The 13,942-nt window shown below is 41.0% G+C and carries 16 protein-coding genes; 13 read left to right on the top strand and 3 right to left on the bottom strand.

The genetic code is table 11. The annotated features are described in order from the left end of the window. Positions 1–119: 119 nt before the first annotated feature. The 11 genes from ABIB50_RS22715 (at position 120) to ABIB50_RS22665 (ending at position 7,451) form a co-directional block, all read left to right on the top strand. Positions 120–1,184, top strand: a complete 1,065-nt coding sequence (locus tag ABIB50_RS22715) for a COX15/CtaA family protein (protein WP_429383550.1) — start codon at positions 120–122, stop codon at positions 1,182–1,184. Further along, entirely contained in the window at positions 1,181–2,071 is an 891-nt protein-coding gene (gene cyoE / locus ABIB50_RS22710; protein WP_429383548.1) for a heme o synthase, read from the top strand. Before ABIB50_RS22715 ends, cyoE begins: the two co-directional genes overlap by 4 nt. After that, entirely contained in the window at positions 2,071–2,649 is a 579-nt protein-coding gene (locus tag ABIB50_RS22705) for a cytochrome c oxidase subunit 3 (RefSeq protein ID WP_429383546.1), read from the top strand. Before cyoE ends, ABIB50_RS22705 begins: the two co-directional genes overlap by 1 nt. A gap of 26 nt (positions 2,650–2,675) precedes the next feature. Further along, positions 2,676–3,401 carry a cytochrome c oxidase subunit 3 gene (locus ABIB50_RS22700; RefSeq protein ID WP_429383544.1) on the top strand — a complete coding sequence of 242 codons (726 nt, stop codon included), beginning with the start codon at positions 2,676–2,678 and terminating at the stop codon, positions 3,399–3,401. A gap of 22 nt (positions 3,402–3,423) precedes the next feature. Then, positions 3,424–3,771 carry a cytochrome C oxidase subunit IV family protein gene (locus ABIB50_RS22695; RefSeq protein ID WP_429383542.1) on the top strand — a complete coding sequence of 116 codons (348 nt, stop codon included), beginning with the start codon at positions 3,424–3,426 and terminating at the stop codon, positions 3,769–3,771. Then, positions 3,771–4,472: an SCO family protein gene (locus tag ABIB50_RS22690; protein WP_429383541.1), complete on the top strand. Its 702-nt coding sequence runs from the start codon at positions 3,771–3,773 to the stop codon at positions 4,470–4,472. Before ABIB50_RS22695 ends, ABIB50_RS22690 begins: the two co-directional genes overlap by 1 nt. Before the next feature lie 43 nt (positions 4,473–4,515). Further along, entirely contained in the window at positions 4,516–5,091 is a 576-nt protein-coding gene (locus tag ABIB50_RS22685; RefSeq protein WP_429383539.1) for a DUF420 domain-containing protein, read from the top strand. A gap of 110 nt (positions 5,092–5,201) precedes the next feature. Then, positions 5,202–5,477 (top strand): hypothetical protein, encoded by a 276-nt coding sequence (locus ABIB50_RS22680; protein WP_429383538.1) that lies wholly within the window; start codon positions 5,202–5,204, stop codon positions 5,475–5,477. A gap of 36 nt (positions 5,478–5,513) precedes the next feature. After that, complete coding sequence (locus tag ABIB50_RS22675) at positions 5,514–5,921, top strand: DUF983 domain-containing protein (protein ID WP_429383537.1); 408 nt, start codon at positions 5,514–5,516, stop codon at positions 5,919–5,921. Continuing rightward, the gene (locus tag ABIB50_RS22670; protein WP_429383535.1) at positions 5,899–6,564 is read left to right on the top strand and encodes a DUF2461 domain-containing protein; all 666 of its coding nucleotides are present in this window, start codon (positions 5,899–5,901) and stop codon (positions 6,562–6,564) included. Before ABIB50_RS22675 ends, ABIB50_RS22670 begins: the two co-directional genes overlap by 23 nt. A 17-nt stretch (positions 6,565–6,581) precedes the next feature. Continuing rightward, the gene (locus ABIB50_RS22665; protein WP_429383534.1) at positions 6,582–7,451 is read left to right on the top strand and encodes an OmpA family protein; all 870 of its coding nucleotides are present in this window, start codon (positions 6,582–6,584) and stop codon (positions 7,449–7,451) included. Between the two features lie 84 nt (positions 7,452–7,535). Here ABIB50_RS22665 and rfbC read toward each other — a convergent pair whose 3' ends face one another. The 3 genes from rfbC to ABIB50_RS22650 are packed head-to-tail and all read right to left on the bottom strand — an operon-like array spanning position 7,536 to position 10,236. Beyond that, positions 7,536–8,084: a dTDP-4-dehydrorhamnose 3,5-epimerase gene (rfbC, locus tag ABIB50_RS22660; RefSeq protein ID WP_429383532.1), complete on the bottom strand. Its 549-nt coding sequence runs from the start codon at positions 8,082–8,084 to the stop codon at positions 7,536–7,538. A gap of 2 nt (positions 8,085–8,086) precedes the next feature. Beyond that, positions 8,087–8,389 (bottom strand): DUF4286 family protein, encoded by a 303-nt coding sequence (locus tag ABIB50_RS22655; protein WP_429383530.1) that lies wholly within the window; start codon positions 8,387–8,389, stop codon positions 8,087–8,089. A 44-nt stretch (positions 8,390–8,433) separates the two neighbouring features. Continuing rightward, the gene (locus ABIB50_RS22650; RefSeq protein ID WP_429383529.1) at positions 8,434–10,236 is read right to left on the bottom strand and encodes a tetratricopeptide repeat protein; all 1,803 of its coding nucleotides are present in this window, start codon (positions 10,234–10,236) and stop codon (positions 8,434–8,436) included. A 154-nt stretch (positions 10,237–10,390) separates the two neighbouring features. Between ABIB50_RS22650 and ABIB50_RS22645 the strand changes: the two genes are divergently transcribed. Both ABIB50_RS22645 and ABIB50_RS22640 read left to right on the top strand, forming a co-directional pair. After that, positions 10,391–12,277 carry a prolyl oligopeptidase family serine peptidase gene (locus tag ABIB50_RS22645; protein WP_429383527.1) on the top strand — a complete coding sequence of 629 codons (1,887 nt, stop codon included), beginning with the start codon at positions 10,391–10,393 and terminating at the stop codon, positions 12,275–12,277. 12 nt (positions 12,278–12,289) lie between these two features. Then, positions 12,290–13,939: a sensor histidine kinase gene (locus ABIB50_RS22640; RefSeq protein ID WP_429383525.1), complete on the top strand. Its 1,650-nt coding sequence runs from the start codon at positions 12,290–12,292 to the stop codon at positions 13,937–13,939. Positions 13,940–13,942: the final 3 nt, after the last annotated feature.

Raw genomic sequence — 13,942 nt, 5'->3', positions numbered from 1 at the left:
GTGTAAGTTGTGAGTGATGAGTTTTGAGTGGTGAGTTTAAAAGAACTTTTACTCAAAAATCAACACTCAGAACTCAAAACTGAAGGAAACAGGTACCCTAATTTGTTAGAAATATTTAGATGAGCAACCCACAGTCAAAAAACAGATTCAGAAAGACCAATCTTATAAGTATTGCGCTGCTTTTTGTTTTGATATTGGCAGGCGGTGTGGTACGCAGTACAGGTTCGGGAATGGGGTGCCCTGACTGGCCTAAATGCTTTGGGCGATATATACCGCCTACCTCGGCGGCTGATCTGCCCACTAATTACAAAGAAAAGTACGTTGCCGGTCGTCTGGCTAAAAACCAGCGCTTTGCCAAAATATTGGACGTATTTGGGTACAGCGATCTGGCCCGCCGCCTGCGCGAAGATAAATCGATATTAATTCCCGAAGAATTTAACGTGGCCCGCACCTGGACAGAATATGTTAACCGTTTAATAGGCGCCATATCGGGCATATTTTTATTGCTCACTGCTATCTACTCTTTCAGTTATGCTGGTGCCAATAAACTGATCCCTTTTTTAAGTGTGTTTAATTTGGTGCTGATAGGTTTTCAGGCCTGGTTAGGATCAATAGTGGTATCAACCAATTTGGTGGCATGGATCATTACTGTGCACTTGCTATTAGCGCTGGCTATATTGGCTATTTGCATAACCACATATCATTTGGCAAAAGTTTACGGCAGGCCACGGTTAAATGTCAACCCTATAACACATATTGTTACGGTTTTGGCATTGATAATAACTATCCTGCAAATTACTTTTGGTACCGAAGTACGCGAGAAGATAGACGCCGTATCAACCCGTTTACAAGGCGGCTACCGTGGCGATTGGATAAGGTACGCAGGCGATATATTTACGCAGCATCGCGATGTGGCTGCTTTTGTACTGGTGATCAACTTACTATTATTCGGGTTAATGCGCAGGGCATTTAACAGGCACTCGTTACAGCAGCAAATAATGAGCTTTAGCTTTTTAATGATAATGCTGCAAATAGTTACCGGCATGCTATTATCATACTTAGCTGTGCCGCCGTATGCGCAAGCATTGCATATACTATTGGCCAGCCTTGTATTTGGCGCACAGTTTTATTTGATGCTGAATTTATACCGGTCGGTTAATATACATGGGGGGACGCAACGATGAAGTGGGCTGATTTTTCAAAACTGATCAAATTCAGGCTGACGTTTTTGGTAGTATTTTCAGCGTCGATATCTTTTATCATAGCGGTAAAAGCAAACGGGGGCAACACCTGGGGCTCATTATATAGCACCACCATGTGGATGAATTGGCTTAAGCTGGTTGCCGGTGGCTTTTTAGTGACCGCTGCGGCCAACTGTTTTAACGAAGTTATTGAGGTTGACCTGGACAAGCTGATGAAGCGCACTATGGACCGCCCAATGCCTGCCGGGCGCATGACAACCGGCCAGGGCCTCGTGTTAGGTTTAGGTATGGGCATGGCGGGCACTTATATTTTAGGTACATTAAATATCCTTACCGGGTTGCTATCGGTATTGTCTATTTTATTATACGCGTTTGCTTATACACCGTTAAAGCGTAAAACGCCGGTATCGGTATTTGTAGGTGCTATACCCGGCGCGTTACCTGCGCTTATTGGTTATGTCGCCGGGCAGCCGCACGGCCGTATTGATGAGATAGCGTTGATATTATTCTCCATACAGTTTGTGTGGCAGTTTGTGCATTTCTGGGCAATAGCCTGGGTTTTGGATGATGATTATAAACTGGCCGGTTTTAGGTTGTTACCAACCCAAAACCGCGACAGGGCAAGCGCGGTTATTACCGTTATATTTGCTGTGATATTAGTGCCGGTTAGTTTGCTGCCAACTATTTATGGTTATGGCGGTTATTACGTTGGCGGTGTATCGCTAATATGCAGCCTTATATTTTTATACCAGTCAATAGGTTTATTGCGCACGCTGCAAATTGCAGCAGCACGTAAGCTGATGTTTGGATCGTTTTTTTACCTGCCGGTAGTGCAGTTAATGTTTTTATTTGATTTTATAGCGAAGTGATGATGGCGCGGACACAACAAGAAGATAAAGTAAACCTGGGAGCAAAGAAGTTTGTGATGTGGATCTTCATATTTACGTCGTTTATGCTTTTTGCGGCTTTAACCAGCGGCTTTATTGTTTATAGCGGTGGTAGCGGGCATGGTTTAAATATAACGTTGCCGCTATCGTTCAGGTACAGCACAATAGTATTAATAGCCAGCAGTGTTACTTTGTTCCTGGCAGCAAGGGCCGCTAAGCGGTTAAACCTGGCTAAGCAACAGTTAATGTTATGGGTTACTATGGGCCTTGGTGTTGTGTTTTTAATATTGCAGGTTTATGGCTGGTATTACATGGCCTATAAAATGCATATATATTTGGTTGATCCAAATGCAACCCGGTCGTTTGTTTATGTAATGACCTTTCTTCATTTGCTACACATTATTGGCGGTATTGCATGGCTGATAAGCGCTTTAAGCGGTAGCATAAAACGAATACCACAGGTAAAGAATTTATATAGAATGGAAATGACATCTATTTTTTGGCATTTCTTAGATATTATATGGATTTATCTGTATGTTTTTTTACTTTTGAACCAATAAATTAATAACGCTATAGCTAACTACAAATGAGCGCAACAGTATCTAAAATTGATGAACTAAAAACAACACCATGGTCGGGCGGAAGATCTCCGTTTAATGTAGAGTATGGTAAAATGATGATGTGGTTTTTCCTCCTGTCGGATGCATTTACCTTTTCTTCGTTATTGATCTCTTACGGCGCCTTACGTTTTAGCGCACCAACCTGGCCTTCACCGTCATTGGTGTTCCAATCGGTACCTGGTACATCAATAGAGCATGGCGCGCCGCTTGTATTTGTGGGCTTAATGACTTTTATCCTCATCATGAGTTCTGTTACCATGGTATTGGCTGTAGAGGCCGGCCATCGCAACGCAAAAAAAGAAGTTGTATGGTGGATGATAGGCACCATTATTGGTGGCTTTATGTTCCTGGGTTGCCAGGCGTTAGAGTGGAACCACTTACACCACGAAGGCTTTTGGTGGTCGGCAATACCTAATGCAGAGACATTACAGGAGTTTTTTGAGAAGGGTATACCATTGGCGCAGCAACAAATGACATCGCACCAGTTTGCTAATTTGTTCTTTACAATCACAGGTTTCCACGGTTTCCACGTATTTAGCGGGGTAATCATTAATATCATTATAACCATTAACGTGCTTGCAGGTACTTACGAGAAACGCGGCAGTTATTTGATGATAGAAAAAGTAGGCCTTTACTGGCACTTTGTAGATTTGGTATGGGTATTTGTATTTACCTTCTTTTATTTAGTTTGATCATTTTAACCTGATATATATTATGTCATCAGAACCAACAGAAGTTCATCACGCCGAAGGCGAACACGGCGAGACAATGACCCGCAAAAGAATATGGAAAGTGTTTTTCATATTATTAGCTATTACCTGTGTAGAGTTTTTTATAGCGCTTTACATGGTACCTAATGGCCACATGGGTATAAACATTGCTAACCCGGTTTATATTATTTTAACGTTGTTTAAAGCGTTTTATATTGTTGCTTTTTTCATGCACTTAAAGTTTGAAAAAGTAGGCCTGGTATATGCTATTTTAGTGCCTATTCTTTTCATCATCGGATTGATCCTGGTATTGACTAACGAGAGTCACCACTGGATTAACCTGAGGATGTAATGAAGAATTTAAGCCTCGTAAAAAAAATATTAATCCTGGTAATGATATTAGCATTACCGGGATTTTTATATTATCTGCTTACCGCCAAGGGCAAAAACAGGTATAAACCCCTGTCGTATTTTGGCCCTAAAAAACTATCCGGCACCAGTCATAAGTTTCATGGCGAGGTTATCCCGGATACTACTTACCACCAACTGCCCGATTTTAAATTAGTTGACCAAAACGGTGCTATTGTTACCGGTAAAAGCTTTGATGATAAAATATTTGTAGCCAGTTTTTTCTATACGCATTGTCCGTCGGTTTGTAATACGATAAATAAAAACGTTAACGCGCTGCTGTCAGATTACGCTACGAATAAGATGATCTGTTTTGCGTCGATAACTGTCGATCCGGAGCGTGATTCGGTACCGGTATTAAAGAACTACTCTAAGCAGTATAACCCCCCCGCCATAAAATGGTTGTTCTTAACCGGCGATACCTCGGTGATCTACCCGCTGGCCCGCAAAGGTTTTTTGGTAGATGCTGTTAAAGTAAGTAACGATGATTTTATCTACAGCGATAAGCTGATACTGATAGACCAGGAAAAACACATCAGGGGATATTACTCGGGCACATCAGCCAAAGATATCACCAAACTGAATGATGAAATAAAAGTGCTGATAGCCGAAGAGTTAAGAAAAAAAGATAAACCACTGTATTAGTGGTTGAAGATTAGAGATTAAAAATTAGTTAAGAAAAACTAAAATGACCGATAAATTTATTTTTCGTTTTGTAGCCGTTGTAACCGTAGTTGTAATATTGCTGGTTGTATTGCTTAACCGCCACATGATACCCGGGCCTGCCGTAGCGCCTGCATTTACGCCATACCTGCCCATGCTTAACGCCATACTTAATGGCACCTGCACGGTGCTTTTACTAACGTCGCTATACTTTATTAAGCAGGGTAATATTGCAGTTCATAAAAGATTGAATATTCTTACCTTCTGCCTTTCGGCATTATTCCTTGTATCCTACGTATTATTTCATTACTTAATGCGCAATGAAACCGTTTACGGCGATGTAAATGGCGATGGCAAAGTATTAGGTGATGAGATAACCCAATACGGTACAATGCGCAAAGTTTACCTTGCTATTTTAACACCACATATCATACTTGCAGCAGGGGTTTTACCGTTAATACTATTGAGCTTTTACCGCGGCTTGCAAATGCAGGTAGAGAAACATCGCAAACTGGTGCGCTGGGCTTTCCCGATATGGCTGTTTGTTACCGCCAGCGGGGTAGTAGTGTATTTGATGATAAAACCGTTTTATCATTTTTAATCAGCCCCACCCAACCCTCCCCGGTAGGGAGGGCTTTAAAAAAGCGATTAAAGTCTCCCCTACCGGGGGAGATTTAGAGGGGGCTAATATTTTTTGTTAATTTTGGACCGATGAAGATCTACAGGTTATTATTAATTGTTTTTACCGTTGGCATACTGGCTTGCAGTGTTGTGCCGGTTAACGCGCAATGCGCCATGTGTACTACGTCGGTCGAGTCGAACGCTAAGAATGGTAATAAAACAACTAAAGGATTAAATAACGGTATTATGTATTTATTGGCTGCCCCATATCTGGCGGTAGCTGTAGTAGGATATATCTGGTACAAAAAATATCGCCGCAAAAACGTCGACCTTAACATGCGCGACGAGAAACTTCACTTAAATTAAAAAACACTAAGGGCCGCTAAGGCCCTGTTTTATATCATGGCTAAAACATCCAAAACATGGGCAATGTTACATGCCAAATGCCCGCGCTGCCGCAGGGGCAATATGTTTACCGGTAAAGTTTATAGCCTTACCAGCAACCGTATCAATTTAAATTGCCCAAGTTGTAACTTGTATTTCGAGATTGAACCGGGGTATTTTTATGCAGCCATGTATGTTAGTTACGCGCTTAATGTAGGCACATCATTCGCACTGGCTGCGTTAACCTATATTATTACAAACAACACCACATCGCCATGGTTATATTGCGGTGTTATTATAGGCGGATGTTTTATATTTGCCCCTATAATTTTCAGGGCGTCGCGCGTATTGTTGCTATACTGGCTATCGCCCAAAATACATTATAAGCCCAATTTAGATGTAGATGATACAACGGCAAACACTTAACTTTTTAAAAGAGCTTATTGATAACAATAACCGCGAATGGTTCATGGCCAATAAAGCCACCTATGATGCCGCCCGCGAAAACGTTATCGCCTTTACTAACGATTTGCTTAAATTGATGCACAAGGTTGATCCGGCATTGTCGCCCGAGCTGGATGGCAAGAAATGCGTGATGCGTATCTACCGCGATATCAGGTTCAGTAAAAACAAAACACCCTATAAAATTAACTTTGGCATAAGCCTGCCAACAACGGGCACCAAGCTGGGCGGCGCCGAGTATTATATGCAGATCCAACCCGGCGGCAAATCATTTATTGCCGGTGGTTACTGGATGCCCGAGGCTGCGCACTTAAAAGCCATCCGCCAGGAAATAGATTATAACGCACATGAGCTGAAGTCGGTTATTGATAAGCCGGAGTTTGTTAAACTATTTGGCGATTTCCGCGAGCAGGACAAGCTAAAAACCCTGCCCCGTGATTATGCTGCCGATAACGAAAATATTGAACTGTTAAAGCTTAAAAGCTTTATAGCCTGGCATCCGTTAACTGATAAAGAAATAACCAGCAGTAAGCTTGCCGAAAATATAGCGCAACTATGCAGCAGGATCTATCCGCTAAATGTATTTTTGCGCAACGCGATTGTATAACCTATAATCCCTATATAATGAAGATTAAATATTTATTAGTAGCCGCTGTTTTAATAATGAGCATGCAATCGTGCGTGGTGCTATCCACAAAAAAATATAAAGCCATGCTAACCCAGCGCGACTCGTTATTTACCCGCAACAGCAGCCTTGAGGCACAGATAGCGCAATTGCAGGCAGACACCGCGCGCTTGCACCGCGAAATTGCCGGCTTAAAAGGTAATATAGAAGATCAAAAAGGAAGCCTTGCGGCTTTGAAGGCGAGCTACGACGCTTTAAACGGAAGGTATGATGCTTTAAATAATAACCTTACATCAACCAACTCAAAAGTTAACCAGCTGTCAAGCGATCTGCAAAAGCGCGAGAAACGTTTAAAAGAGGTAGAAGATATTTTGCGTAAACGCGATGAGGCTACAAATGCCCTGAAAGATAAATTACAGAAGGCGCTACTTGGTTTCCAGCAAAACGGCTTATCGGTTGATATCAGGAACGGGAAGGTATATGTTTCGTTAACCGATAAATTGCTTTTCCCATCGGGCAGTATTGTTATTGACGAACGCGGTAAAGCGGCTTTAAAGCAGCTGGCTGTTGTAATGAATAAAGAGGCTGATATTAATATGGCTGTTGAGGGCCATACGGATGATAAAAGGATAAGGAACCTTGGCCAGATAAAAGATAACTGGGACCTGAGCGTACTGCGTGCAACATCAGTTACCCGTTACTTAACCGAGGTTGAAAAAATTGATCCTAAACGCCTTACGGCCACCGGTAAAAGCGAGTACCAGCCAATTGACCCAGCCAATACCGACGATGCCCGCACAAAGAACCGCCGCATTGAAATTGTGCTTAGCCCTAAATTGGATGAACTGTATAATTTGATAACGAAGTAAGCCCCACCCAACCCTCCCCGGAAGGGAGGGCTTTAATAATTATATTTTTTTAAGTCTCCCCTACCGGGGGAGATTTAGAGGGGGCTAAAAAGGGCTCACAAAATCTGCAAACGCCGGTAGTAATTCATCCTTTGGCGATATGATAGCATCCTGCTCTGCAATGCCCCAGTTTATAGCCAGGGTAGGGTCGTTCCATTTTACGCCAACCTCGCATTCTTTACTGTAGTAGTCATTTACTTTATATACAAAAATAGTATTGTCTTCTAACGTAGCAAAGCCGTGCAGAAAGCCAGCGGGTATAAAAAACTGCAACTGGTTCTCGCCGCTTAATTCGATAGTTTCATACTGGCCATAGGTGGGCGAACCTTTGCGCGCATCAACCGCGACATCTAAAACGCGGCCCTGTATAACACGTACCAGTTTGGCTTGTGCATGTGGTGCAGACTGGGCATGCAGCCCCCGGGTTGCCCCTTTATGTGAGAAAGATTGGTTATCCTGTACAAAGTCAGTATCTATACCTGCTGCTGCAAATTTTGCTTTGCTGTAACTTTCAAAAAAATATCCACGGCCATCGTTAAATACTTGCGGTTCAATTATTAACAATCCTTTAATGCTTGTTTCTGTGATCTTCATTTTTAGTTTACTGTTTGCATCAAAGTATTAAATAACACAAATTGATTCTCGAATTTTTGCTGATGTATAACCTGTAATTCCTGCAAATGTTTATCGTTAAACAAATTGTATTTTTCGCGGTCGTCTGTTAAGTATTGAATACAATAAGTAACACCCTCGTTAGGCGAGTCGAGCACATTCAATATTTTGTAAGAGTTGAAATGCCCGGTTTTCATTACCCTGGGTATGTATTCAGTCTGCATCCAGTTTAACCATTGTTTATGGATGCCTTCGTCCACAATAATGGTTTCATTATAAATTATCATGCGGCAAAAGTACAAATTAAGCTGATAGGATTTCGCAACTTTAATCAGGAGGCAGTGTCGCCACGTAGTTTTCTGAACCTTTTACGCGCCTCGTTAATATAAAGGCTGCCAGCATAATCGGTGATGATTTTTTGGTAGTAAGTTTTGGCTTGCTCCTTATCATTAAGCTGGTTTTCATAAATATCGCCTAACATAAAAACAGCGTCATCTGCCCAAAGGTCTGAAGGGTGATCGGTAATTATTTTTTTAAGATAAGTAACAGCGTCAGGATATGCCTTTTGTTGAATGGCTATACGCGCTTTTGCCATTGATATATCATCGCTTAGCTGATTGTCTGGAAATTTAGTATTGATACTGTCCAGTATGGCTATTGCTTTTTCTTGTTGTTGGGCAAATATTTGCAGATCGGCACGGGCATACATTTTTAGCGCCTTACCGGTGGTGTCGGCAACTATATTATCGCCAATTAAAAGCGAGAGGTTAAGCGCGTCATTAGCTATCAGCTGGGTTGTTGCCGCCTTTAAAACATCAAGCTGGCCCTTTGCCCACATAAAATCGCCGGTGTAGTAAGCAAACCTGGCGTTCCTGAATTTAGCGTCCTGTCCTACAGGCGTGTTAACAAAATCTTTCTCAACCTGGCTGTACAGCAATGTAGCTTCCCATGGCTGGTTATTTAATAAATATATATCACCCAAATCAAGTTTACAGGCGGCCAACAATGCCGGGCGGATCTGCGGAACCTTTAAAGCATCCTCCAATACTTTTTGTGCATCGTTGAGCTTATGCAGCTTAAAAGTTTGCAGGTTGGCCAGTTTTTGCATAGCAAAGGCAGTGGTAGTATTTTGGCCAAATTCTGTTAACAGGTCTTGGTAGTTTTTCTCCAGCTCAATTAAATCGGCCTGTACATATTTGCCGGCGGTAACCTTTGAGTTTTTTGTGTTTATCAGTTCAATTTTTGATGATATATAGTAGGGGCCTTCCTTGCCTTTGCTTATTAAATATTCATAGCCATGTATAGCAGCATCATAAGCCTCGTTAAAAACAAGCGTGCGGCATAGTTCGTAAATATCGCTGCCATCATTATCGGTTCTGCGGCTTAGCGCCAGTGCCTGGTTAAGAGCCTGGTCAAAATCTTTTTGTTGTAAAAACTGCCAGGTTAATAAATTAACAAAAATGGTTTGCTGCGGATCTTTTTGGATCCGTTTTAACAGGGCTATCCGCAGCATATCGTAATCTGCATCGCCATCATATAAAGTTGACAGCACGTTTTCTGCCTGGCTTAAGTACAGCGGATTTTTTGGCAGGATATTTAAATATTCTTCTGTTAAAGCGGGCTTATCTCTTTTAAAGCGGTAAAGCGTTATCAGTTCGTACGAGAACAGGTCGTCATTATTTAATAGTTTGCGCCCCTGCACAAATGTTTTAATAGCATAATTAGCATTGCTACCCTGGTAAAATTGTGCGGCAAGCATAGCAACGGCGTTCTGATCCGCCGGCATTTTTTTGATCAGGTCATCGTATAATGCGTTGGCTTTCTCCGTTTCACCATGTTGTGTATAGACAGCGCCCAGGGTAATAACATAGTCGGCCGCGGCAGGGTGCCTGCGAATCATTTTTTTTGCCGTGCTTTCGGCCTCGTCAAATTTTTTAAGCGCTAAAAGGGTGCCGATATAATTATTAAAGTAAGCGTCATTATCCTGCTTAAAAAGCTTTTGATATATTTCCAACGCCTTTTGATGTTCGCCGTTGCTGCTATATTGTCTAGCCAGAAGCAGTTCATCTGTCTGTGCAAACGCTGTGGTGATGCCGGTAATAACAAAAAGACAAACTATTAATATCCGCTTCATACGATAAAAATAAATAATTAAAAGTTAAGGATGGCCTATGTTGCCTATTATTTACATAACGTATATGCAGGGTAAAATTGTAGTGACATTTTTAAAAAGCTAACTTATTTACCTAATTTAACCTGATTATAAATACCCCAGTTGTATATTTAGAATGGTGCGGATACTCAAGAATTTAATTTTAATTTTTTTAATTGTTGCGTTTTATTCTTGTAATGAAAACAAAACAACGCAGATACCTATTAACGAATTTTTTAAAACACCCCAAAAGGTTGCCTTCAAAATATCGCCTGACGGCAAGTACATTTCATATTTAAAAAAGTATAACAATAAGCAAAATATCTTCATTAAATCGTTGGCCGACGGCAAGGAAGTAATGGCAACATCGTTTACTGATTTTTCTGTACGTGGCGATTATAACTGGACCTACGAAAACCAAATAGTTTTTGGCCCGGATAGCAAGGACGACCAGCGTTTGCTGGTGTTAGATATACATACGTTAAAAACTAAAACTATCCTGGCAGCAGGAAAGGCCAGCATACATGTTTTAAACAAAAACAAGCATACACCCGATATTATAACCATTAGCATGAATAAGCGCGATTCGGCAAATTTTGACGTTTATCGTTTAAACATTAAAAACGGCGACTTAAAAACATACCTGGTAAATCCGGGTAATATCACCGAGTTTTTTGTAGATGCTGATGGTAAAATACGATTAATAAAAGCTGCCGATGGTGTGGATGAAACCATACTATATCGTGCAAACGACAGGTCGGCTTTTAAGGCTATTATTAAAAACAACTTCAGAAATTATGTAAGGCCGGTAGCTTTTACCGGTGTAAAGAAAAATTTCTATGCCCTGTCAAACGTGGGGCGAGACAAAACTGCTTTTGTAGAGATAAATGCAGAAGATGGTAAAGAAGGGCGAGTTATTTATGCTAATAATACCACCGATGTTAGGAGTGTTGATTATTCGAGAAGTAAAAACCGCCTTGAGTCTGTAGCGTGGGAAGAAGCCAAAATACAACGCCAGTTTTTTGATGCCGATACTAAAGCGCTTTACCAAAACCTGTATAATTTGCTTAAAGGGTATGAAATAAATATTAGCGACAGAGATACAGCCGAGGATAAATTTATTGTGCAGCCGTTTACAGATCGTAGCCCAACCGGTACCTATCTTTATGAACGATCTGCCAATAAATTAACTAAACTAACAGAAAATTCAAGTATCGATCCCGCAAAGTTATGTGCCAAAAAGCCTATTAGCTATACTACCAATGATGGCTTTGTTATAAATGGATATTTAACTTTACCGTTGGGCGATAATCAAACCAATTTACCGGTGATAGTAATGCCGCATGCCGGCCTGTTTGGCATGCGCGACTCATGGAACTATAGTCCTGACGTGCAGTTTTTCGCAAACCGTGGATACGCCGTTTTGCAGGTTAATTACCGTGGATCGTCTGGTTATGGGAAAGTGTTTTATAGTGCCGGCTTTAAAGAGGTTGGCGGTAAAATACAAGAGGATATAACAGACGGTGTAAACTGGCTTATTGCCAACAAAATTGCTAACCCTAAAAAGATAGCCATGTACGGCCGTGGTTTTGGCGGGTTTTCGGCACTGTATGCAGCGTCTTTCAACCCCAAGCTGTACAGCTGTGTCATTGTGCAAAACGGCGTTATTAACTTGTTAACCTATATACAAACTGCTCCGGCATATTACCGGCCACAGCGGCAAAAAATGTACGCTACCATTGGCGATCCGGAAAAAGATCTTAGCTTGTTAAGGGCAATATCGCCGGTTAACCATCCTGATAAACCTAAAGCACCCATATTTTTCTTGCAGGATGCGAATGACTCGCGTGCAAATATTGTCGAGTTAAACCATTACATTCGTGAGTTACAGAAACGAAATATTTCGGTTAAATACTCTTTATATAAAAACGAACGCGGCTCTGTTAGTAGCGAAAACAGGCGAAAGCAAAATTATGCTGATATTGAAAAATTCCTTGAAATCAATATGCATTTTAAACCTTAATCCCTTAAGGTGATGAAAGGTCATACTACAATATATCGTAAAAATTCTTCGCTAATAATTGCTTTACTTACGCTGGTATCGGCTACGCTTATTGTGGGCATTGTGGTGGCTTATAAGTTGACGGTGCAAAATGTAGATAATGATTTTGCTGCCAAAAAGAACAACGTGGTCGATCAAACAGTTATTGGCCCTTACAATGATTTTTACCACAATAAAATATTCGAAATAAACTCATATTCGGGCTTGCTTGATTCTGCCTCAGCTGCAAACTACGCCGATTCCGTGTTTCGTAACTTTGACTTTGTTACTAAAATAGTTTTTTACCAGGTAGTTGTTGGCAATCAGGGCAGGCTCCCCGTTGCCGATAAGGGTTTGGCTATCTCATCAAAAGCGACCGTTGAATTCTTCCCCAAAAAAAGCACGTTAAAAAAACAGGCCAACGACAGCGAGGTAAACGCCAGTGATTTTAAACAAATGGCCGACAAGCTAAGAAACTATGTAGCAAAGTATGATACCGTAAAAGGGCCGGGGCCCGATCAGCCGGGCGTATTTTATAATACCAGGCCGGGTAAGATCAGTTTCTTAAATACCCCATCAAACGGCGATTTTAAAATATACCATGATCTTCAAAAAAACAGCTCACTACAGTCGTTTTATAAACAGAACATGATGACATTTTATTTGGATGCTTATAAGATCAGGATAAAAAATGTACACCCCGAATTATATAGTTCAGTATCCATAAAACAGGTAGCCTACGATCCGGCGGATATAGATCATAGTAAGATCATTACCGATGAGGTTGCACTACCCGGTGCGTTCTCTGATTACAAATTGTATTTTAGTTCGCCCCGCGAGCATTTAAAGGGCGAGATCGTCCGCCGGTTTTTGCCTATAGGTGGTATTATATTGTTAATCTACTCTGTTTTTATGCTGATAGGCTGGCTCATTTACCGCAACCTTAGCGTTAACTTAAAGATGTTTAAGCTGCAGTATGATTTCATTAACAACTTTACGCACGAGTTTAAAACACCGGTAAGTGTTATTAAAATTGCAGGCTCAAACCTTAAAGGCGATAACGAACTAACCGACCGCCAGCGTAAACATTACGGTAAGATCCTGGACGAAGAGGCTGATAAGCTAAACGAGTTGATGAACAAGCTGCTTTCGTTTACGCAGCTGGAAAATAAATCTATCACCATAAAAAAAGACAAGATAAAAATTGAGCCTTTTGTAAAGGGATATATTGATACCTTTAAAATAAAATATCCGCAGTTTAAGCTTGATTATGCTGTGGATAATGAGGCGAAGATTCTTTATACAGATACGGTATTATTGGGCAGTGTTTTCCAAAACCTGATAGAGAATGCTTACAAATATTCGCACCACGACCGAAAAGAGCTTTTTATAAATATTACGCTCGAAAAACGTAATATTATATTTTCGTTTATTGATAAGGGTATAGGGATCCCCAAAAACGAATTGAGTAATATATTCAAGAAATTTTATAGATTAGAGAACCAATATAATCAAAACGGAAGCGTGGGCCTGGGCCTGGCATTTTGCAAAGAACTGGTTAATTTTATGGACGGCGACATAGTTGTTAAAAGTAGGGTTGACGTAGGTTCTGAGTTTATTGTTACGCTGCCATATGCAAATTAAATT

It is taken from the genome of Mucilaginibacter sp. UYCu711 (assembly GCF_050433825.1).
Classification (GTDB): domain Bacteria; phylum Bacteroidota; class Bacteroidia; order Sphingobacteriales; family Sphingobacteriaceae; genus Mucilaginibacter.
Note: the sequence above shows the minus strand (reverse complement) of the source record. Positions and strands in the feature narration are given on the sequence as shown.

Coding starts and splice junctions, on each gene's coding strand:
- ABIB50_RS22715 (WP_429383550.1), top strand. CDS start 120: ATGAGCAACCCACAGTCAAAAAACAGATTCAGAAAGACCAATCTTATA.
- cyoE (WP_429383548.1), top strand. CDS start 1,181: ATGAAGTGGGCTGATTTTTCAAAACTGATCAAATTCAGGCTGACGTTT.
- ABIB50_RS22705 (WP_429383546.1), top strand. CDS start 2,071: ATGATGGCGCGGACACAACAAGAAGATAAAGTAAACCTGGGAGCAAAG.
- ABIB50_RS22700 (WP_429383544.1), top strand. CDS start 2,676: ATGAGCGCAACAGTATCTAAAATTGATGAACTAAAAACAACACCATGG.
- ABIB50_RS22695 (WP_429383542.1), top strand. CDS start 3,424: ATGTCATCAGAACCAACAGAAGTTCATCACGCCGAAGGCGAACACGGC.
- ABIB50_RS22690 (WP_429383541.1), top strand. CDS start 3,771: ATGAAGAATTTAAGCCTCGTAAAAAAAATATTAATCCTGGTAATGATA.
- ABIB50_RS22685 (WP_429383539.1), top strand. CDS start 4,516: ATGACCGATAAATTTATTTTTCGTTTTGTAGCCGTTGTAACCGTAGTT.
- ABIB50_RS22680 (WP_429383538.1), top strand. CDS start 5,202: ATGAAGATCTACAGGTTATTATTAATTGTTTTTACCGTTGGCATACTG.
- ABIB50_RS22675 (WP_429383537.1), top strand. CDS start 5,514: ATGGCTAAAACATCCAAAACATGGGCAATGTTACATGCCAAATGCCCG.
- ABIB50_RS22670 (WP_429383535.1), top strand. CDS start 5,899: ATGATACAACGGCAAACACTTAACTTTTTAAAAGAGCTTATTGATAAC.
- ABIB50_RS22665 (WP_429383534.1), top strand. CDS start 6,582: ATGAAGATTAAATATTTATTAGTAGCCGCTGTTTTAATAATGAGCATG.
- rfbC (WP_429383532.1), bottom strand. CDS start 8,084: ATGAAGATCACAGAAACAAGCATTAAAGGATTGTTAATAATTGAACCG.
- ABIB50_RS22655 (WP_429383530.1), bottom strand. CDS start 8,389: ATGATAATTTATAATGAAACCATTATTGTGGACGAAGGCATCCATAAA.
- ABIB50_RS22650 (WP_429383529.1), bottom strand. CDS start 10,236: ATGAAGCGGATATTAATAGTTTGTCTTTTTGTTATTACCGGCATCACC.
- ABIB50_RS22645 (WP_429383527.1), top strand. CDS start 10,391: ATGGTGCGGATACTCAAGAATTTAATTTTAATTTTTTTAATTGTTGCG.
- ABIB50_RS22640 (WP_429383525.1), top strand. CDS start 12,290: ATGAAAGGTCATACTACAATATATCGTAAAAATTCTTCGCTAATAATT.